This is a genomic window from Saccharothrix sp. BKS2 (genome assembly GCF_047689505.1).
Classification (GTDB): Bacteria; Actinomycetota; Actinomycetes; order Mycobacteriales; family Pseudonocardiaceae; genus Actinosynnema; species Actinosynnema lopnurensis.
Genome location: NZ_JAUQOL010000014.1, coordinates 82719 through 102239, shown reverse-complemented (window position 1 = coordinate 102239; position 19521 = coordinate 82719). Strand labels below are relative to the sequence as shown.

Sequence of the window (19521 nt, the reverse complement as noted above, 5' to 3'; positions counted from 1 at the left end):
CGCAGGTCCCGGCGGCGTGACAGTTGACCGTTGATTGTCAAATCTGTGGGCGTCGTCACTCGTTCGGTCTAATTGTTCGACACGATCGAGGGATTAGGTTCCCTCCCACGAGGTTGACCCGGTGCCGTAGAGGGCACGGCACCACGCGGGTAGCTGTCCCCCCTGAAAACGTCGCGACGCTGCCCGCCCGGTCGTATCCGACCTCGGTTGGGGCACGTTGTGAGCCGATCTCGCGTTTTCGCCAGATCAGCCGTACCGCTGTTCGCCACGATCCTCCTCGTGGCGTCCACCGGCACGGCGCTGGCCGCGGATGATCCGCTGGCGCCGTCCGTCGCCGCCGCGCGCGGCCTGGACGCCGGCAAGTTGCAGTTGAAGGTCTCCGAGCGGCTCTCCACCGCCCGGGGCCGGGTGACCGCGTTCGTCGAGCTGGAGGCCAAGCCCGCCGTCGACGCCTACGCGGAGAAGACCGGCCAGGGCGCGAGCAAGCAGCAGGCCAAGGACGCCGCCAAGGCGACCAGGAACGACACCGGCAAGGTCGTGGACCGCGTGGTCGGCGACCTCAAGGGCAAGGACCGCGCCACCAAGGAGCTGTACCGGACCGCCAACGGCGTGCCCGGCGTGGTCGTCCAGGCCGACGCGGCCAAGGTGCGGGAGCTGGCGCAGCGCGCGGACGTGAAGTCCATCCGCACCGTGGTGCCCAAGAGCCGCCAGAACTCCAGCGCCGTGCAGCTGACCAACACGCTCAAGGCGTGGCAGCAGTACGGCAAGCTCGGTGACGACACCCGCGTCGGCATCATCGACACGGGCATCGACTACACCCACAGCGACTTCGCGGGCCCCGGCACCATCGAGGCGTTCGAGGCCATCGACGAGACCAAGGTCGACGCGTCGTACTTCCCGACCGCCAAGGTCGTCGGCGGCTACGACTTCGTCGGCAACGCCTACGACGGCGGCAGCGACGACCCGGCGCTCAACACCCCGAAGCCGGACCCGAACCCGCTCGACTGCAACGGCCACGGCTCGCACGTCGCCGGCACCGCCGCGGGCTTCGGCGTCAACGCCGACGGCAGCACCTTCGAGGGCGACTACACCAAGCTCACCCCCGAGGCGCTGGACGCGATGCGCATCGGTCCCGGCACCGCGCCGAAGGCCCTGCTGTACGCGCTGAAGGTGTTCGGCTGCGACGGCTCCACCAACGTCACCGCGCAGGCGCTGGACTGGTCGCTCGACCCCGACGGCGACGGTGACTTCTCCGACCACCTCGACGTGGTCAACCTGTCCCTGGGCTCCGACTACGGCGCCCCGGACGACCCCGACAGCCTGTTCGTGCGCAAGCTCAACGCCTCCGGCGTGCTCACCGTCTTCTCGGCGGGCAACGGCGGCGACCTGTACGACATCGGCGGCTCGCCGGGCAGCACCCCCGAGGCGCTGACCGTGGCCAGCACCCGCGACGCGTACGTGCTGCGCGACGCGGTCGAGGTGACCGCCCCGGCGAACCTGGCGGGCCCGAAGCCCGGCCAGTACAGCCAGAGCTTCAACCTGGAGGGCGTGAGCACCACCGGCCAGGTCGTGAAGCTGAGCGACCCGGCCAACCTCGACGGCTGCCTGCCGTTCTCGGCCGCCGACCGGGCGGCCGTGGCGGGCAAGGTCGCGTGGCTGGAGTGGGACGACAACGACGCCACGCGCCGGTGCGGCTCGGCCGGCCGCACCAACAACGCCTCCAACGCCGGTGCGATCGGCGCGCTGTTCACCTCGCAGCTGGAGCACTTCAACGCCGGCATCGCGGGCAACGCCCTGATCCCGGTCCTCCAGCTGACCGGCACGGCCACCGCGCAGCTGCGCCCGGCCGTGAACGCGGGCACCCTGGTCGTCCGCTTCGGCGGCGACCTGGCGACCTCGCTGCCGACCTACGACCCGTCGATCAGCGACACGCCCAGCTCGTTCACCTCGCGCGGCGTGCGCGGCCCGGTCGTGAAGCCGGACGTCGCGGCCCCCGGTGACACCATCACCTCGGCGCTGGTCGGCTCGGGCAGCAAGTCGTTCGTCAACTCCGGCACCTCGATGGCCGCCCCGCACGTGGCCGGCATCGCGGCGCTGGTGCGCCAGGTCCACCCGGACTGGACGCCGGCCGAGGTCAAGGCCGCGGTGATGAACTCCGCGGGCTCCGACGTGAAGGCCGACGGCGAGACCTACGCCCCCAACCGCGTCGGCTCCGGCCGCGTGGACGGCAAGGCCGCGGTCGAGAACCAGGTGCTGGCCTTCGTCGAGGACGCCCCGGGCGCGGTCTCCGCGTCGTTCGGCGTGGTCGAGGTGGCCAAGCCGGTGTCGCTGACCAAGACCATCAAGGTGGTCAACAAGTCCACCCGGTTCGTCGACTACACCGTGGGCTACGAGGCCCTGACCCAGATGCCGGGCGTGCGCTACGAGCTGTCGGCGAACACCGTCCGGGTGTCCCCGCGCGGCGTCGCCCGGGTCAAGGTCACGCTGAAGATCGACGACCCGAAGGCGCTGCGCAAGACCGTCGACCCGACGATCGAGCCGCTGCACCTGGACGTGCCGCGCCAGTTCCTGGCCGACGCGTCGGGCCGCGTGGTGCTCACCCCGAAGTCGGGCTCCTCGGTCGCGCTGCGCGTGCCGGTGTACTCGGCGCCGAAGCCGGTGGCCGACATCAACGCGCCGAGCAGCGTCAAGGCCAACGGCCAGGGCCAGGCGGTGCTGAACCTGACCGGTCGGGGCCTCAACCAGGGCGCCTACCAGTCGCTGGTCAGCGCGCTGGAGCTCCAGGCGTCCTCGCCGAGGCTGCCGGAGTGCCGCCGCAACGTCACCACCAACTGCACGCTCAACGACACGGCCAAGGGCGGTGACCTGCGCTACGTCGGCGCCGCGTCCACCGCGCCGCTGGCCAGGGCGCAGGGCAACCCGGAGGAGGCGCTGCTCGCGTTCGGCGTCGCCACCTGGAGCAACTGGTACAACCTGGGCAGCAACACGGTGCCGTTCGTCGACATCGACACCGACGGCGACGGCGCGTTCGACTACGAGGTCTTCGCGACCAAGCTGACCGACACCGACCTGCTGGTCGCCAGCACAGTGGACCTGAACACGGGCGCCACGGTCGACATCCAGGGCGTCAACGGCCAGTTCGGCGACGTCGACACCAACGTGTTCGACACGAACGTGGTGGTCCTGCCGGTGCTGCTCTCGGCGCTGGGCATCGACGCCTCGGCGGACACCTCGCGGATCTCGTACCAGGTGGGCGTGGCCGGGTTCTACCTGGCGCCGGGCGCCGGCGACGGCCTCGTGGACTCGATCCCGAGCCCGCTGTCGTTCGACCCGCTCAAGCCGGGCCTGTGGGTCCAGGGCGGCGGCGACGCCGCGCTGTCCTACCAGGCGCGCCCCGGCACCGCGCTGGTGGTCAACCGCGACGCCGCGGCGCTGGCCGCCGACGGCGCGGACAGCCTGCTCCTGCTGCACCACCACAACGCGACGGGCGACCGCGCCGACGTGGTGAAGGTGAAGGGGAAGACGGGCAACCGCTCGGCGGACTGATCCCGGTGGGCTGATCGACGTTCCACGCTCTGGCCGGTCGGGGGTTGCCCCGGCCGGCCAGAGCCTTTTAAGCGCATCGGGCGACACCCGTTCGGGGGCCTTGAACCGTTCGGGTGTCCCGCAGTCCGGGAGACATCGCCCCGTAGGTGTGTTCCGAGTGCGTTTTCACGCTCCGCGCCCGGTAGCCTTTCGCATTGAGAACTAGTCCCGCGACATGGGACTGATACCTGGGAGGTGTGTGGATGCGGCTCGCAGTGATCCCAGGGGACGGGATCGGGCCCGAGGTCATCGCCGAGGCCCTGAAGGTGCTCGGTGAGGTCGTTCCCGCGGCCGAGATCACCCGCTACGACCTCGGTGCGGCGCGCTGGCACGCCACAGGTGAGTTGTTGCCGGAATCGGTGCTCGGTGAGCTCCGCCAGCACGACGCGATCCTGCTCGGTGCCGTGGGCGACCCGTCCGTGCCCAGCGGCATCCTGGAACGCGGCCTGCTGCTGCGGCTCCGGTTCGAACTCGACCACCACGTGAACCTGCGCCCGGCCCGGCTGTACCCGGGTGTCCGCAGCCCGATCGCCGACCCGCCCGAGATCGACATGGTGGTCGTGCGCGAGGGCACCGAGGGGCTGTACGCGGGCAACGGCGGGCTCCTGCGCAAGGACACCCCGCACGAGATCGCGACCGAGGTGTCGATCAACACCTCGTTCGGCGTGGAGCGGGTGGTGCGCGACGCGTTCGCCAGGGCGGCCAACCGGCCGCGCAAGCACCTGACGCTGGTGCACAAGACCAACGTCCTGACCCACGCCGGCTCGCTGTGGTCGCGCGTGGTCGAGGAGGTGTCGCTCCAGCACCCGGACGTGACCGTGGCCTACCAGCACGTGGACGCGGCCACCATCCACCTGGTGACCGACCCGGGCCGCTACGACGTGATCGTCACCGACAACCTGTTCGGGGACATCCTGACCGACCTGGCGGCGGCCGTGACCGGCGGCATCGGGCTGGCGGCCTCGGGCAACCTGGACGTGACCAGGCGCAACCCGAGCATGTTCGAGCCGGTGCACGGCAGCGCGCCGGACATCGCGGGACAGGGCATCGCCGACCCGACGGCCGCCGTGCTGTCGGTGGCGCTGATGCTCGACCACCTGGGCGAGTCGGAGGCGGCGCGCCGGATCGAGGCGTCGGTGGCCTTCGACCTGGCCACCCGCGACCACTCGTCGCCGGGCGCCACCTACGCGGTGGGCGACCGCCTGGCCGCGCTCGTGTCGTCGAACGTCCGCACGGGGGCCTGACCGCCCTCCCGGACGCGTGATCAGGGCCACCACGACACGGTCGTGGTGGCCCTTCGCGTTAGGGTCGCGAGCGTCGCCCGCGGGGGAAGTCCGGTGAGAGTCCGGCGCTGACCCGCAACGGTAAGCCGAAGTCGCCTTCGGCCAGCCCGATCACCCGCGGGCGGTGGGAAGAAGCTCCACTCCTGCCGTGGTCTGCGGGACGGATGCGCGCCGGTCCGCCGCGGACCGGGGCCACCCGGTCGAGGCCACCCGCCCGAAAGGCGCCCGGTGACCCCGACGAACCCGGTGACCCCGACGAACCCGACCACCGCGGGACCGGCCTTCTCCACCACCGGCGCGTGCGCGGCCCTGGCCGTCGCGCTCGCGGTCTCGGTGGTGTGCGGCGTGGCCCTCGGCCCGGTGCCCGTGCCGTTCGACGACGTGGTCCGCTACCTGCACGCGGCCGTCACGGGCGGGGTGGTCCAGGCCGCGGAGGCGGGCCCCTACCGGATCGTGTGGGACATCCGGCTGCCCCGGGTGCTGCTGGCCGCCGTCGTGGGCGCGGGGCTGGCCGCGGTCGGCGTGGCCGTCCAGGCGGTGGTCCGCAACGCCCTGGCCGACCCGTACGTGCTGGGCATCTCCTCGGGCGCGAGCGTCGGCGCCACGGCGGTCGCCACCACCGGCCTGTTCGCCTCCCTGGGCATCTACGCCCTGTCCACCGCCGCGTTCCTGTCCGCCCTGGCCGCGACGGCCCTGGTCTACCTGGTGGCCGGCCGGGGCGGGCTGACCCCGCTGCGCCTGGTCCTCACCGGCACCGCCCTCGCCCACGGCTTCTCCGCGATCGCCATGCTGCTGGTCTTCCAGGCGCCGCGCGGTGAGGCCGCCCGCGCCGCCCTGTTCTGGCTGCTCGGCAGCCTGGGCGGGGTCACCTGGGCGTCGGTGCCGGTCGCCGCGGCCGTGGTCGTCGCCGGCACCGCCTACCTCACCACCCGCGCCCGGCACCTCAACGCCCTGGCCATGGGCGACGAGACCGCCACCACCCTCGGCGTCGACGTCCCCCGGACCCGCCGCACCCTGTTCCTGGTCACCGCCGCCATGACCGGCGTGCTGGTCGCGGTCAGCGGCGCGGTCGGGTTCGTCGGCCTGGTGCTGCCCCACCTGGTCCGCCTGCTGGTCGGCGCGGACCACCGCCGGGTGCTCGCCGTGGCCCCGCTCGCCGGCGCCTGCTTCCTGATCTGGGTCGACGTTGCCGCCCGCCTGCTCGCCGCGCCGGAGGAGCTGCCGCTGGGCGTCATCACCGCCGCCCTGGGCGTGCCGTGCTTCGTGCTCCTGCTGCGCCGCCGCGGCTACGTGTTCGGGGGTCGCTGATGGAGGTCCGGATCGAGGGGCTGGCCGTCGACGGCATCCTGCGCGGCGTCGACCTGACCGCCGGCACGGGCGAGGTGCACGGCATCGTCGGTCCCAACGGCAGCGGCAAGTCCACCACGCTGCGCTGCGCCTACCGGGCGCTCAAGCCGCACGGGGGAGTGGTCCGCCTCGACGGCCGCGACATCACCACCACCCGGGTCCGCGACACCGCCCGCGACCTGGCCGCGCTCACCCAGGACAGCCACGTCGAGTTCGACTTCACCGTCACCGAGGTCGTCGCCATGGGCCGGCTGCCCCACGGCGCGGGCCCCGACGACGAGGCCATCGTGCGCGAGTCCCTGGCCCGGGTGGACGCGGCCCACCTCGCGCACCGCGGCTTCCTCACCCTCTCCGGCGGCGAGCGGCAGCGCGTGCTCATCGCCCGCGCCCTGACCCAGCGGCCCAGGGTGCTGGTGCTCGACGAGCCGACCAACCACCTGGACATCAGCCACCAGCTGGCCGTGCTCGCCCTGGTCCGCCGCCTGGGCGTCACCGTCCTGGCCGTGCTGCACGACCTCAACCTCGCCGCCGCCCACTGCGACCGCCTGCACGTGCTCGACCGCGGCCGGGTCGCGCACAGCGGCACGCCCGCCGAGGTGCTCACCCCCGAGGTGCTGGCCGAGGTCTTCCGCGTGCGCGCCCACGTCGTCCCGCACCCCACCACCGGGGTGCCGCAACTGCTGTTCGACCACCAGGAGGCCACCCCGTGCTGAGAACGCTCATCGCGCTCGCCGCGGTCCTGTCCACGACGGCGTGCGGCGCGCGGGTCGTCGCCGAACCGCCGGGCACGGGCACCACGACCGTCACGAACTGCGGCCGGGAGGTCGAGTACGCGACACCCTCCCGGGTCGTCACCAACGACACCGGCATCACCGAGCTGATGTTCGCGCTCGGGCTGGCCGACCGGATGGCCGGCTACACCATCTCCTCCTCCGCCAAGACCGGCGACGTGGCGTCCTCGCCCTGGCGGGCCGACTTCGAGCGCGTGCCGCACCTGGGCGAGAAGATCACCAAGGAGCTGGTCCAGGGCGTGGGCGCGGACCTCGTGTTCGCGGGCTGGAACTACGGCTTCTCCGAGAGCACCGGGCTCACCCCGGACTCGCTGGGGCAGCTCGGCATCGCCACCTACCAGCTCACCGAGGCGTGCCGCAACGGCGTGGCGAAGCAGCGCGGCATCATGCCGCCCCTGGAGGCCCTCTACACCGACCTGGGCAACCTCGGCCGGATCTTCGGCGTCGAGGACCGGGCCGAACGGCTGATCACCGGCTACCGCGAGCAGGTGGCCGAGGCCCAGCGGCTGGTCACCGGGAAGCGCCCGAGGGTGTTCCTCTACGACAGCGGGCTGGACCAGCCGTTCACCTCCGGCCGCAACGCCGCGCCGCAGGACATCATCGAGAAGGCGGGCGGCGAGAACGTCTTCGGCGACCTCGACGACAGCTGGACCACGGTCGGGTGGGAGGCCGTCGTCGCCCGCGCGCCGGAGGTCGTCCTGATCAACGACTACGCCGACGGGGACGCGAGCACGCCCGAGCAGAAGCGGGCCTTCCTGGAGTCCTACGAACCGCTCGAGGACGTGCCCGCCATCAGGGACAAGAGGTTCTTCGTGCTGCCCTACGCGGCACTGGTCGAATCGCCGCGCAACCCGGCCGCCGTCGAGGCGTTCGCCCGGTTCCTGGCCGGTGCCTGACACCCATCATGTGGGACAACCCGTCCGTGGCATGGTCAGCGCGGACGGGTTGTGGCACGATCGCCGACGTGGCTCTCCACACCGTGGTCATTATTGCCCAGCGCGTCGGGTAAGTGCTCCTCGAAGCACCCGGCGCGCCGACCTCTCGCATCCTGCGGGGGGTCTTTTTGTTTTCCGCGATCCCCTAGGAGCCCCCTCGTGACCCCCCTCGGCGACAGTTTCCACGTCTACGACACGACCCTGCGGGACGGTGCCCAGCGCGAGGGCATCTCCTACTCGGTCACCGACAAGCTGGCCGTGGCCAGGCTGCTCGACTCGTTGGGCGTGGGTTTCATCGAGGGCGGTTGGCCGGGCGCGCTGCCCAAGGACACCGAGTTCTTCGCCCGCGCCGCCGCGGGGGACCTCACGCTCAAGCACGCGCAGCTCGTCGCCTTCGGCTCCACCCGCAAGGCGGGCGTGGTGGTGACGGAGGACCCGCAGGTCAGGGCCCTGCTGGACAGCCAGGCGCCGGTGGTGACGCTGGTCGCCAAGTCCGACCGCCGGCACATCGAGCGGGCCCTGCGCACCGACGTGGCGGAGAACTGCGCCATGGTCCGCGAGACCGTCCGGTTCCTGGTCGACGAGGGCCGCCGCGTCTTCGTCGACGCCGAGCACTTCTTCGACGGCCACGCCTTCGACCCGGACACCTCGCTGCGGGTGCTGGAGTCCGCTGTGGAGGGTGGCGCGGACGTGGTCGTGCTCTGCGACACCAACGGCGGCCAGCTGCCCCTGGGCCTGGCCGAGACCGTCGCCGACGTCGTCGCCCGCACGGGCTTCCGCGTCGGCATCCACTGCCAGGACGACACGTCCTGCGCGGTGGCCAACACCCTCGCCGCGGTGCAGGCGGGCGCCACCCACGTCCAGTGCACCGCCAACGGCTACGGCGAGCGGGCCGGCAACGCCGACCTGTTCGCCGTGGTGGGGAACCTCGTGACCAAGCTCGGCCTCCAGGTGCTACCGCACGAGTCGCTGGCCGAGCTCACCCGCGTCTCCCACGCCCTCGCCGAGATCGCGAACATCGCACCCGACTCCCACCAGGCGTACGTCGGGTCGTCGGCCTTCGCCCACAAGGCGGGCCTGCACGCGAGCGCGATCAAGGTCGACCCGGAGCTGTACAACCACATCGACCCGGGGACCGTCGGCAACGACATGCGGGTGCTGGTCACCGAGATGGCGGGTCGGGCCAGCCTGGAGCTCAAGGGACGCGAGCTCGGGATCGACCTGACCCGCCGGCCCGACGCCCTGACCAGCGCCGTGCGCAAGGTCAAGGAGCTGGAGGCGGGCGGCTGGTCGTTCGAGGCCGCCGACGCCTCCCTGGAGCTGCTGCTCAAGGCGGAGCTGTCCGAACTGGACGACGCCCCGTTCGAGCTGGAGTCCTACCGGGTGGTGCTCGACCACCGCCAGGACGGCGTCATCGTGTCCGAGGCCACGGTCAAGGTGCACGTGGCGGGCGAGCGGGTGATCGCCACCGCCGAGGGCAACGGGCCGGTGCACGCGCTGGACGCCGCGCTGCGGAAGGCGCTGCTGCCCCACCTGTCCTGGCTGGACGCGGTGGAGCTCAACGACTACAAGGTCCGCATCCTCCCCGGGACCCGCCACAACTCGGCCGAGCATGGCACCGACGCCGTCACCCGCGTGCTCGTGGAGTCCACCGACGGCGAGCGCGAGTGGACCACCGTGGGCGTGCACGGCAACATCGTCGAGGCCAGCTGGCTCGCCCTGTGCGACGCGCTGGCGCACAAGGCGACGCGGGTCAGCCCGTCACGAGCGTGAACCCCTCGGCGGTCAGGATCTGCCGCAGCGGCTGGAAGTAGCTCACGCCCCCGGTCGAGCAGTTCCCGCTGCCGCCCAGGAGGTGGCCCTGCGCCTGGGAGCCGGCGAACACCGGGCTCCACAGCTCGCCGGGCTCGGTGCACAGGGTGGTCCGAGTCAGCCCGGAGACCGACCCCTCCGGGTAGTGCACCGTCACGTTCCTGGCCTGGACGGTGCCGCACCGCAGCCCGACGGTTCGGCCGACCGTGCACACCGCCGCACCGACGGGGGATTCGGCGGCGCCCGTGATGACCCCGGAGCGACCGGCGATGGTCGGCCGCTGGACCCACGCGGTGGTGTTGGTGATCCGCACCACCGCGTAGGTCGAGCGGACGGCCACGATCGGGCCGACGTCGACGCCGCCGGGGCCGCGCACGATCGTGCCGAGGGGTCCGCAGTGCTGCGGCACCAGCAGGTACCCGCGGACGTTGTAGCCGTTGACGCACCGGTACCCCGGGAGCGTGCCGAGTTGGGTGCCCGCTTCCAGGGGCACGGGGGCGGCGGCCGCGGGGGTGGCCGTGCCCAGCAGCAGGACGAGGGCGAGGAACAGGGTTCGCATCCCTCGACGCTAGGCACGCCCGGTGCCGTTTCCAGCCGCCGGTTAGGGTGAACTCCGTGCGCATCGCCCGTATCGCCCAGCCAGACGGCCTCGCCTTCGCCGCCATCGAGGGGGACGGCGACGACCTGACCGCGGTCGAGATCGCCGAGGACCCCTTCGCGAACCCGACGTTCACCGGCCGCCGCTGGCCGCTGGCCGACGTCCGCCTGCTGGCCCCCTTCCTGCCGCCCAAGATCATCGGGATCGGCCGCAACTACGCCGAGCACGCCGCCGAGATGGGCAACGAGATCCCGGCCGAACCGATCGTGTTCCTCAAGCCGAACACCGCGGTGATCGGCCCGAACGCCGAGATCAAGCTGCCCGCGGCGTCCGGGCGGGTCGACTTCGAGGGCGAGCTGGCCGTCGTGGTCGGCGTCGGCGGCCGGGACATCCCCGCCTCCCGCGCCCGGCAGTCGGTCCTGGGCTACACGATCGCCAACGACGTGACCGCGCGGGACCTCCAGAAGAGCGACGGGCAGTGGACGCGGGCCAAGGGCTTCGACACGTTCTGCCCGCTGGGCCCGTGGGTGGAGACCGAGTTCGACCCCTCCGACGTGGCGATCCGCACCGAGGTGGACGGGGTGGTGAAGCAGGACTCGCGGACCTCCCTGCTCCTGCACGGCATCCCGGAGCTGATCGAGCACATCTCCTCGGTGATGACCCTGCGCCCGCTGGACGTGATCCTGACCGGCACGCCCGCCGGCGTCGGCCCGCTGTCCGCCGGGCAGACCGTCTCGGTGACGGTGGAGGGCCTGGGCACGCTCACCAACGCGGTGGGCCACCGCTGATCGCCGTGAGCGGGGGGCCACCGCCGACCGCCGGACGGGGGAGACCCCGTCAGCTCCGCTCGATCCGCTCGGGCGCGCGCCGGGCGAACCCCGGCGCGTGCTCGGGCAGCGGCCCGATCGCCACCAGGTAGGCGGGCACCACCTGCAACCGGGGGAAGCGCCGCATCAGCCGGACGGGCAGCGGCACGTCCCCCCGGGCCACGCCCGAGGTCCCCGCCAGGGTCGGCGCCAGGAACGAGTCCTGGATGCGCCGCTGGACCGCCTGCACCACCGCGGTCGGGAACCACCGGCGCCGCCGCACCCCCGCCAGCACCCGCGGCGTCAGCTCGCCGCGCCGCAGCGGCCCGGCCACGATGCGCGCGGCGGCCACCGCGTCCTGCACGGCCAGGTTGATGCCCACCCCGCCGATGGGCGACATGGCGTGCGCCGCGTCCCCGATGCACAGCAGGCCGTCGGTGTGCCAGCGCGGCAGCCGGTCGAGCCGGACGTCCAGCAGCTTCACCTCGTCCATCGACCCGATCGCGCCCACCCGGTCGGCCAGCCACGGCACCAGCGCCACCAGCCGCCGCCGGAACGCCTCCACGCCCTCCTCGCGCAGCAGCCGGTCGGTGCCCTTGCGGATCAGGAAGGCGGTCTGGAAGTAGTCGCCCCGGTCGATCAGCACCAGGCCGCTGCCCCCGCTGAACCGCCCGGTGGCGTTCGCCACGTCGCCGGGCCGGCGAGGCAGGCGGAACCACCACACGTCCATGGGCGAGCCGAACGAGCGCGCCGCCGGCAGGCCGGCCCGGTCGCGCACCCCCGAGTACCGGCCGTCGGCCGCCACGACCAGGTCGGCCGCCAGCTCGCCGGTCTCCCCGGCCGCGGTGCGGTAGCGGACCCCGGTCACCCGGCCGCCGTCCCGCACCAGGTCGACCACCTCGGTGCTCATCCGCAGCGAGAAGGTCGGCTCGCGCCTGCCCGCGTCGGCCAGCAGGTCCAGGAAGTCCCACTGCGGCACGATCGCGATGTGCTTGTGCGGCCCCGGCAGCCGCGTCATGTCGCCCATCGTCTGCACGCCGCTGTCCAGCTGCACCTGCACCCGTTCGAGCCGCTGGTGCGGCACCTCGGCGAACGACGGCCCCAGGCCCAGCTCGTCCAGCAGCGTCAACGTGGACGCGTGCACCGTGTCGCCGCGGAAGTCGCGCAGGAAATCACCGTGCTTCTCCAGCACCGTCACCTCGACACCGGCCCTGGCCAGCAACAACGCGCACACCATGCCCGCCGGTCCGCCGCCGGCGACGACCACGCCCGTTCGCTCCACGATTCCCCCTCCTCTTTTCAACGTCAGTTGAATAACTTCAGGATGCTCCCGGGGGACGCGTTGGTCAAGGCGGATAGGCTGATCGGGTCATGAGCGCATCAGCAGCCACCCCAGAGGTGGGAACCCCAGAGGCAGCCACCCCAGAGGTCCGCGTCCGGTTCTCCCCGTCGCCGACCGGCACGCCCCACGTGGGGCTCATCCGCACCGCCCTGTTCAACTGGGCGTACGCCCGGCACGTGGGCGGCAAGGTGGTGTTCCGCATCGAGGACACCGACGCGGCCCGTGATTCCGAGGAGTCGTACCTCTCGCTGCTGGAGGCCATGCGCTGGCTCGGCCTCGACTGGGACGAGGGCCCCGAGGTCGGCGGCCCGCACGCGCCGTACCGGCAGAGCCTGCGGCGCGAGCTGTACGACGACGTGGCCCGGCGCCTGTTCGAGGCGGGCGAGCTGTACGAGTCGTTCTCCAACGCCGAGGAGATCGAGGCGCGCCGCCGGGCCGCCGGGCAGGACCCGAAGCTCGGCTACGACGGCCACGACCGCGACCTGACCGACGAGCAGAAGGCCGCCTTCCGCGCCGAGGGGCGCGCCCCCGTGCTGCGGCTGCGGATGCCCGACGAGGACATCACCTGGGTCGACCTGGTGCGCGGCGAGGTCACGTTCAAGGTCGGCAGCACGCCCGACCCGGTGCTGGTGCGCGCCAACGGCGACCCGCTGTACCCGTTCGTGAACCCGGTCGACGACGCGCTGATGGGCATCACCCACGTCCTGCGCGGTGAGGACCTGCTCCCGTCGACGCCCCGCCAGATCGCCCTGTACCAGGCGCTGACCCGCATCGGCGTGACCGGTTCCACGCCGCGGTTCGGGCACCTGCCCTACGTGACGGGCGAGGGCAACAAGAAGCTCTCCAAGCGCGACCCGCAGTCGAACCTGTTCCTCTACCGCGACCGCGGCTTCCTGCCCGAGGGCCTGCTGAACTACCTGGCGCTGCTGGGCTGGTCCATCGCCGACGACCGCGACATCTTCACGATGGCCGAGATGTTCGAGGCGTTCGAGCTGGGCCGCGTCAGCGCCAACCCGGCCCGCTTCGACCTGAAGAAGGCCGAGGCGATCAACGCCACGCACCTGCGCGCGCTGCCGGTGGAGGAGTTCGTCCGGCGCGTCCTGCCGCACCTGGTCAAGGACGGCGTGCTGCCGGCCGAGCCGACCGAGGAGCAGCTGGCGGTGCTGTCCGGGGTCGCCCCGCTGGTGCAGGAGCGGCTGGTCGTGCTGTCCGAAGCGTCCGGGATGGTCCGTTTCCTGTTCGTGCCGGAGCAGGACTTCGCGCCCGAGGAGGACTCCGCGGCCAAGGCCCTGGGCCAGGACGCGCGCCCCGTGCTGGAGGCGAGCATCAGCGCCTTGGAATCCCTTCCGGAGTGGACGGCCGCCGCGATCGAGGACGCCCTGAAGGTGTCGCTTGTGGACGGAATGGGCCTCAAGCCCCGCAAGGCGTACGCCCCGGTGCGGGTCGCCGTGACGGGCCGTACCGTCTCGCCTCCGCTGTACGAATCCCTGGAACTCGTGGGCCGGAGTCGCTCGATCGGGCGATTGCGCCGCGCGCTCGGGGCAATCTGAGTGGTGCTATCGGGGGGTTCTGCGGTGCTTGACCGTGCAAGAACCCCCAGATATCACCTCTCTGGCCGACTCGCACGAGGGGTGAGCGCACCTAGCCTCACGGGGTGACAACCGCAGCCCCGACTTTCACCCCTCGGAGAACCGGCGGAATCCGGGCCGTCTGCCTCGACGTGGACGACACCCTGGTCGACTACAGCACCTCGTCCCGGGCCGCCCTGGTCGCGATGGCGGGCAACGCCGACGCCTGGACGCTGTGGCAGCGCATCACCGACGAGCACTGCGCCCGCCTCCTCGCCGGCGAGCTGGAGTACGAGTCCATGCGGAACATCCGCACGCGCGCCTTCTTCGCGGCGCTGGGCGAGGAGCTGGACCAGGACGAGGCGACCCGCCGGGAGCTGCGGCGCCAGGAGGTCCTGGCGTCGGGCTGGCGCCTGTTCCCGGACGTCGTGCCGTGCCTGGAGTGGCTGCGGGCCACCGGTCTGCCCCTGGCCGCGGTGAGCAACGCCTCGGGGCGGCACCAGCGGGCCAAGATCGCCATGCTCGGGCTGGCGCAGTACTTCGACACGGTCCTCATCGCGGGCGAGGTCGGCGCGGCCAAACCTGATCGGGTGATCTTCGACACCGCGTGCGCCGACCTGGGCGTGGACGTCGAGGACGCGGTGCACGTGGGCGACCGGCTGCACGCCGACGCGATCGGCGCCCGCGACGCCGGCCTCAAGGGCGTCTGGCTGAACCGCGAGGGCCCGCGCGAGGGCGCGCTGCCGACGGGGGTCGCGGCCATCAGCAGCCTGTCTGAGCTGCCCGAACTCCTCGTCTGCGAGCTGGCGGCCACCTCCGCGTGACCCCCGATTTCCGTTCCGCCGGGTACGTGGTCTAGTATTCTCCCCGGCGGAACGGAGAGCCCCCGGAGACGGGGAGCGAACCGGGAAACCAATGGGGTATGGTGTAATTGGCAGCACGACTGATTCTGGTTCAGTTAGTCTAGGTTCGAGTCCTGGTACCCCAGCTGCAAGGGTAGAAAAGCAAGTGCTAGACTGCCCGAGCAAGCCAGGAAAGCGGATTTTGCAAGAATCCGAAGACCTGCTAAACTGAATGAAGCAAGATACCTAGGGCCCCGTCGTCTAGCGGCCTAGGACGCCGCCCTCTCAAGGCGGTAGCGAGGGTTCGAATCCCTTCGGGGCTACAGATCTGGGAGATCCCTGTTCTGCTTTGCAGAACGGGGATCTTTCGCATTTCACACCGGGGGTCCGACCCCCGGACCCCGGGCAGGCGGGGCTTCGCCCCCCTGCACCCCCCTGCGGTGACGCGTTGGGCTTCGCCCTCGCGTCTACCGCGTTGGCTCGGCTTCGCCTTCGCCTTCGCATCCGGCCTGGCCTCGTGTGCTGGTCAGGGGAAGTGTGGCACCCCCCGACCTGGTGAGCGGGGGGTGCGGGAGGGGCGTGGTGTGTTGGGGTCAGAGGCGGGTTTGTAGGGCTTCGGCTGCGGCTAGCAGGTCGGCTGCCCAGCGGGCCCCCGGGCGGCGGCCCATGCGGTCGATGGGGCCCGAGACGGAGACGGCGGCCACTACTGTGCCGGTGCTGTCCCGGACCGGGGCGGAAACGGAAGCTACGCCTGGTTCGCGTTCTGCGACGCTTTGCGCCCAGCCCCGGCGGCGCACTTCCAACAATGTGCGTTCGCCGTATACGGCGTCGGCCAGGACTGAGCGTTGGGTGCCCGGGTCGGACCAGGCGGCCAATACCTTGGCGCCCGAGCCGGCGGTCATCGGCAAACGCGCGCCGATCGGCACCGTGTCGCGCAAACCGCTCGGGGGTTCCGCGGAGGAGACGCAGATGCGCTGCATCCCGTCTCGCCGGTAGAGCTGGACGCTCTCGCCGGTGATGTCGCGCAACCTCGGCAACACCGAGGAGGCCGCGTCGAGCAGCGGGTCGGTCGCGCCGCCCGCCAACTCCGCCAGTGCCGCGCCCGGACGCCAGCGGCCGTCGGAACCCCGTCGCAGCAACCGGTGCACCTCGAGGCCGACCGCCAACCGGTGCGCGGTAGCCCTCGGCAAGCCCGTCCGGTTGCACAACTCGGCGAGCCCACACGGATCCTTTGCGACGGCGTTCAAGACGGCCACTGCCTTGTCCAGCACGCCGATCCCGCTATGCTGTCCCACAAGCCGATACTAACTTCCCACTGTCTGGGAAGTCCAGATCTATCGACTGTCCAGATCTTGGGAGAGTTGCGATGAGCCGCACGCTCGCGGAGAAGGTGTGGGAAGCACACGTGGTGCGCCACGGCAGTGGCGCGGAGCCCGACCTGCTCTACATCGACCTCCACCTGCTGCACGAAGTGACCAGCCCGCAGGCGTTCGACGGCCTGCGCCTGGCTGGTCGGCCGATCCGCCGACCCGACCTCACCATCGCCACCGAGGACCACAACGTCCCCACCGTCGACATCGAGCTGCCCATCGCCGACCCGGTGTCGCGCACCCAGGTCGAGACGCTGCGCAAGAACTGCGCCGAGTTCGGCGTCCGGCTGCACCCGATGGGCGACGTCGAGCAGGGCATCGTCCACGTGGTGGGTCCGCAGCTGGGCCTGACGCAGCCCGGCATGACCGTGGTCTGCGGTGACAGCCACACCTCCACGCACGGCGCGTTCGGCGCGCTGGCGTTCGGCATCGGCACCTCCGAGGTCGAGCACGTGATGGCCACCCAGTCGCTGCCGCTGAAACCGTTCAAGACCATGGCCGTCAACATCGACGGGCGGCTCGGGCCCGGGGTCACGGCCAAGGACGTCGTCCTGGCGGTGATCGCCAAGATCGGCACCGGCGGCGGGCAGGGCTACGTCCTGGAGTACCGGGGCAGCGCGATCGAGGCGCTGTCCATGGAGGCCCGGATGACCGTGTGCAACATGTCCATCGAGGCGGGCGCCCGCGCGGGCATGATCGCGCCCGACGAGACGACGTTCGACTACCTCCGGGGTCGCCCGCACGCGCCGTCCGGCGCCGACTGGGACGCGGCCGTCGAGTACTGGCGGACGCTGCGCACCGACGACGACGCCGAGTTCGACGCCGAGGTGCGGCTGGACGCCGACGAGCTGACGCCGTTCGTCACCTGGGGCACCAACCCCGGCCAGGGGCTGCCGCTGGGCGAGCGGGTGCCCGACCCCGGGGCGATCGCGGACGAGAACGAGCGCGTGGCCGCCGAGAAGGCGCTGGCGTACATGGGGCTGGAGCCGGGTACCCCGCTGCGCGACGTGCGGGTCGACACGGTCTTCCTCGGCTCGTGCACCAACGGCCGGATCGAGGACCTGAGGGCCGCCGCGGACGTGCTGCGCGGGCACCGGGTGGCCGACGGCGTGCGGATGCTCGTCGTGCCCGGCTCCATGCGCGTGCGCGCCCAGGCCGAGTCCGAGGGCCTGCACGAGGTGTTCCTGGAGGCGGGCGCCGAGTGGCGCCAGGCCGGTTGCTCCATGTGCCTCGGGATGAACCCGGACCAGCTCAAGCCCGGTGAGCGCAGCGCGTCCACCTCCAACCGCAACTTCGAGGGCAGGCAGGGCAAGGGTGGGCGGACCCACCTGGTCTCGCCGCTGGTGGCCGCCGCCACCGCCGTGCGCGGCACCCTGTCCGCGCCCACCGACCTGGTCTGAGGGAGATCCGAGCCGAATGGAAGCGTTCACCACCCACACCGGGGTCGGGGTGCCCCTGCGCAGGTCCAACGTGGACACCGACCAGATCATCCCCGCCGTCTACCTCAAGCGCGTCACCCGCACGGGCTTCGAGGACGGCCTGTTCGCCGCCTGGCGCGGTGACGAGCACTTCGTGCTCAACCAGGAGCCCTACCGGGCCGGCAGCGTGCTCGTCGCCGGACCCGATTTCGGCACCGGCTCGTCCCGCGAGCACGCCGTGTGGGCGCTCATGGATTACGGCTTCCGGGTGGTCATCTCGTCCCGGTTCGCCGACATCTTCCGGGGCAACTCGGGCAAGCAGGGGCTCGTGGCGGCCCAGTGCGAGCAGTCCGATGTCGAATTGCTCTGGAAGCTCCTGGAGAACGAGCCGGGCACCCCGGTGACCGTCGACCTGACGAAGAACACGGTTGTGGCGAAGGACTTCACCGCCCCCTTCACCGTCGACGAGTACACCCGCTGGCGGCTGCTGGAGGGATTGGACGACATCGCCCTGACGCTGCGGCACGCCGATGACATCGCCGAGTTCGAGCAGCGCAGGCAGGGGTGGCTGCCGACCACCGATCCCGTGCCCGTGAAGTGACCCGAAGGGGCCGGGTTTCCGCCTCTAGCAGCGGAAATCCGGTCCCGGCCTTTCCTCCCGGGGGCTCCGGGGAGTGTCCCTCGACAGGTCGTAATCGCCACGCCACAACGAAAACTTTGGCGTGGCGATTGGTATTTCCTTGCATATGGGCTTACCGTGACCATCAGTCGGCCCGACTAGGGCCGTGAGCGTCCTGGGAGGGACTGACGGTGAACAAGGCCCAGCTCATCGAGGCGCTCGCCGAGCGCCTTGGCGACAAGAAGAACGCCGCTGCCGCCGTCGACGGCATCGTCGACGTGATCGTCCGCAGCGTCCACAAGGGCGAGAAGGTCAACATCACCGGCTTCGGTGTCTTCGAGAAGCGTGCCCGTGCGGCCCGCACCGCTCGCAACCCGCGCACCGGTGAGACCGTGAAGGTCAAGAAGACCAACGTGCCCGCGTTCCGCGCCGGTTCGACGTTCAAGGACGTCATCAGCGGCACCAAGAAGCTGCCTCGCGTGACGGCCGCGAAGCCCGCCGCCGCTGCCGCTGCCGCCAAGCCGGCCGCGGGTACCAAGGCACCGGCGACCCGCAGCACCACCGCGCGCGGCACCACGTCGCGTTCGACGGCGCGCAGCACCAGCGGCACCGCCACCACCGCGCGCGCCGCCGCTGCCGCCACGAAGGCCCCGGCCACCCGCAGCAGGTCCACCACGGCTGCGACCAAGCCGGCCGCCACCGCCACCAAGGCCGCGCCCGCCAAGAGCACCACCGCGACCAAGTCGACCGCCGCGAAGTCGACCGCCACCAAGGCGGCCGCGACCAAGCCGGCGACGACCACGGCGAAGAAGGCGAGCACGACGAAGGCGTCGACCGCCAAGGCCACCACCTCCGCGGCGGCCAAGCCCGCCACCGCGGCGAAGAAGGCCACCACGGCCAAGACGTCGGCTGCCGCCAAGCCCGCGTCGGCGGCTGCCAAGCCCGCCGCCGCGGCCAAGCCGGCAGCTGCCGCGAAGACGTCGGCAGCGAAGAAGAAGTGACGCAGGGGCCGGCGCACCGGCCCCCGCAACCAGCTCAGGGCCCGGTGCGGACGCGCACCGGGCCCTGAGCAATTCCGCGAGTCGTACGTTCAGGACGACCGTGTCGTACGTTCGGGACCCCCGAGTTCAACGTTCGGGCGACTAGACCACCCGGGTCGCCACTGGGCCGGTCGGGTTGCGGACCGACCCCGGGCCGCACCGTCC

Annotated in this window: 15 protein-coding genes, 2 tRNA genes and 1 riboswitch; of the genes, 14 read left to right on the top strand and 3 right to left on the bottom strand. The window is 71.8% G+C overall.

Annotated elements, in window-relative coordinates:
- Positions 1-219: 219 nt before the first annotated feature.
- The 6 genes from Q5530_RS28135 (at position 220) to cimA (ending at position 9714) form a co-directional block, all read left to right on the top strand.
- Positions 220-3546: a S8 family serine peptidase gene (locus Q5530_RS28135; RefSeq protein ID WP_415365815.1), complete on the top strand. Its 3327-nt coding sequence runs from the start codon at positions 220-222 to the stop codon at positions 3544-3546.
- Positions 3547-3788: 242 nt separating this feature from the next.
- A complete protein-coding gene (locus Q5530_RS28130) occupies positions 3789-4829 on the top strand; it encodes a 3-isopropylmalate dehydrogenase (RefSeq protein ID WP_380641517.1) in 1041 nt (346 codons plus the stop codon).
- A gap of 53 nt (positions 4830-4882) precedes the next feature.
- A riboswitch (cobalamin riboswitch) is annotated at positions 4883-5006 on the top strand.
- Between the two features lie 90 nt (positions 5007-5096).
- Entirely contained in the window at positions 5097-6176 is a 1080-nt protein-coding gene (locus Q5530_RS28125) for a FecCD family ABC transporter permease (RefSeq protein ID WP_415365814.1), read from the top strand.
- Positions 6176-6928 (top strand): ABC transporter ATP-binding protein, encoded by a 753-nt coding sequence (locus tag Q5530_RS28120; RefSeq protein ID WP_415365813.1) that lies wholly within the window; start codon positions 6176-6178, stop codon positions 6926-6928. The genes Q5530_RS28125 and Q5530_RS28120 overlap by 1 nt, the downstream gene beginning before the upstream one ends.
- A complete protein-coding gene (locus Q5530_RS28115; protein WP_415365811.1) occupies positions 6922-7902 on the top strand; it encodes an ABC transporter substrate-binding protein in 981 nt (326 codons plus the stop codon). The genes Q5530_RS28120 and Q5530_RS28115 overlap by 7 nt, the downstream gene beginning before the upstream one ends.
- Before the next feature lie 198 nt (positions 7903-8100).
- A complete protein-coding gene (gene cimA, locus Q5530_RS28110) occupies positions 8101-9714 on the top strand; it encodes a citramalate synthase (protein WP_415365810.1) in 1614 nt (537 codons plus the stop codon).
- Here the strand turns inward: cimA and Q5530_RS28105 are convergent.
- Positions 9695-10312 carry a S1 family peptidase gene (locus Q5530_RS28105; RefSeq protein ID WP_415365809.1) on the bottom strand — a complete coding sequence of 206 codons (618 nt, stop codon included), beginning with the start codon at positions 10310-10312 and terminating at the stop codon, positions 9695-9697. The two genes, cimA and Q5530_RS28105, sit on opposite strands and share 20 nt — an antisense overlap.
- 56 nt (positions 10313-10368) lie before the next feature.
- Here Q5530_RS28105 and Q5530_RS28100 point away from each other — a divergent pair, with 56 nt between their 5' ends.
- Positions 10369-11139: a fumarylacetoacetate hydrolase family protein gene (locus Q5530_RS28100; RefSeq protein WP_415365808.1), complete on the top strand. Its 771-nt coding sequence runs from the start codon at positions 10369-10371 to the stop codon at positions 11137-11139.
- A gap of 49 nt (positions 11140-11188) precedes the next feature.
- Here Q5530_RS28100 and Q5530_RS28095 read toward each other — a convergent pair whose 3' ends face one another.
- A complete protein-coding gene (locus Q5530_RS28095) occupies positions 11189-12442 on the bottom strand; it encodes an FAD-dependent oxidoreductase (RefSeq protein ID WP_415365978.1) in 1254 nt (417 codons plus the stop codon).
- Positions 12443-12528: 86 nt separating this feature from the next.
- Here Q5530_RS28095 and gltX point away from each other — a divergent pair, with 86 nt between their 5' ends.
- The 4 genes from gltX to Q5530_RS28075 all read left to right on the top strand — a co-directional run bounded on the left by gltX (position 12529) and on the right by Q5530_RS28075 (position 15232).
- Entirely contained in the window at positions 12529-14049 is a 1521-nt protein-coding gene (gltX, locus tag Q5530_RS28090) for a glutamate--tRNA ligase (protein WP_415365807.1), read from the top strand.
- A 104-nt stretch (positions 14050-14153) separates the two neighbouring features.
- The gene (locus tag Q5530_RS28085) at positions 14154-14891 is read left to right on the top strand and encodes an HAD family hydrolase (RefSeq protein WP_415365806.1); all 738 of its coding nucleotides are present in this window, start codon (positions 14154-14156) and stop codon (positions 14889-14891) included.
- A 92-nt stretch (positions 14892-14983) separates the two neighbouring features.
- Positions 14984-15055 (top strand) — tRNA-Gln (locus tag Q5530_RS28080).
- A 104-nt stretch (positions 15056-15159) separates the two neighbouring features.
- Positions 15160-15232: transfer RNA gene (locus tag Q5530_RS28075), tRNA-Glu, on the top strand.
- A 270-nt stretch (positions 15233-15502) separates the two neighbouring features.
- On the opposite strand, the gene Q5530_RS28070 is transcribed toward Q5530_RS28075, so the two are convergent.
- On the bottom strand, positions 15503-16204 hold the full coding sequence (locus Q5530_RS28070) for an IclR family transcriptional regulator (protein WP_380641497.1): 702 nt from the start codon (positions 16202-16204) through the stop codon (positions 15503-15505).
- A 71-nt stretch (positions 16205-16275) separates the two neighbouring features.
- Here Q5530_RS28070 and leuC point away from each other — a divergent pair, with 71 nt between their 5' ends.
- The 3 genes from leuC to Q5530_RS28055 all read left to right on the top strand — a co-directional run bounded on the left by leuC (position 16276) and on the right by Q5530_RS28055 (position 19317).
- On the top strand, positions 16276-17679 hold the full coding sequence (gene leuC / locus Q5530_RS28065) for a 3-isopropylmalate dehydratase large subunit (RefSeq protein WP_415365805.1): 1404 nt from the start codon (positions 16276-16278) through the stop codon (positions 17677-17679).
- A 16-nt stretch (positions 17680-17695) separates the two neighbouring features.
- On the top strand, positions 17696-18298 hold the full coding sequence (leuD, locus tag Q5530_RS28060; protein ID WP_380641493.1) for a 3-isopropylmalate dehydratase small subunit: 603 nt from the start codon (positions 17696-17698) through the stop codon (positions 18296-18298).
- Positions 18299-18507: 209 nt separating this feature from the next.
- The gene (locus Q5530_RS28055) at positions 18508-19317 is read left to right on the top strand and encodes an HU family DNA-binding protein (RefSeq protein WP_415365804.1); all 810 of its coding nucleotides are present in this window, start codon (positions 18508-18510) and stop codon (positions 19315-19317) included.
- Positions 19318-19521 lie beyond the last annotated feature (204 nt).

Coding starts and splice junctions, on each gene's coding strand:
- Q5530_RS28130 (WP_380641517.1), top strand. CDS start 3,789: ATGCGGCTCGCAGTGATCCCAGGGGACGGGATCGGGCCCGAGGTCATC.
- Q5530_RS28120 (WP_415365813.1), top strand. CDS start 6,176: ATGGAGGTCCGGATCGAGGGGCTGGCCGTCGACGGCATCCTGCGCGGC.
- Q5530_RS28105 (WP_415365809.1), bottom strand. CDS start 10,312: ATGCGAACCCTGTTCCTCGCCCTCGTCCTGCTGCTGGGCACGGCCACC.
- gltX (WP_415365807.1), top strand. CDS start 12,529: ATGAGCGCATCAGCAGCCACCCCAGAGGTGGGAACCCCAGAGGCAGCC.
- leuC (WP_415365805.1), top strand. CDS start 16,276: ATGAGCCGCACGCTCGCGGAGAAGGTGTGGGAAGCACACGTGGTGCGC.
- leuD (WP_380641493.1), top strand. CDS start 17,696: ATGGAAGCGTTCACCACCCACACCGGGGTCGGGGTGCCCCTGCGCAGG.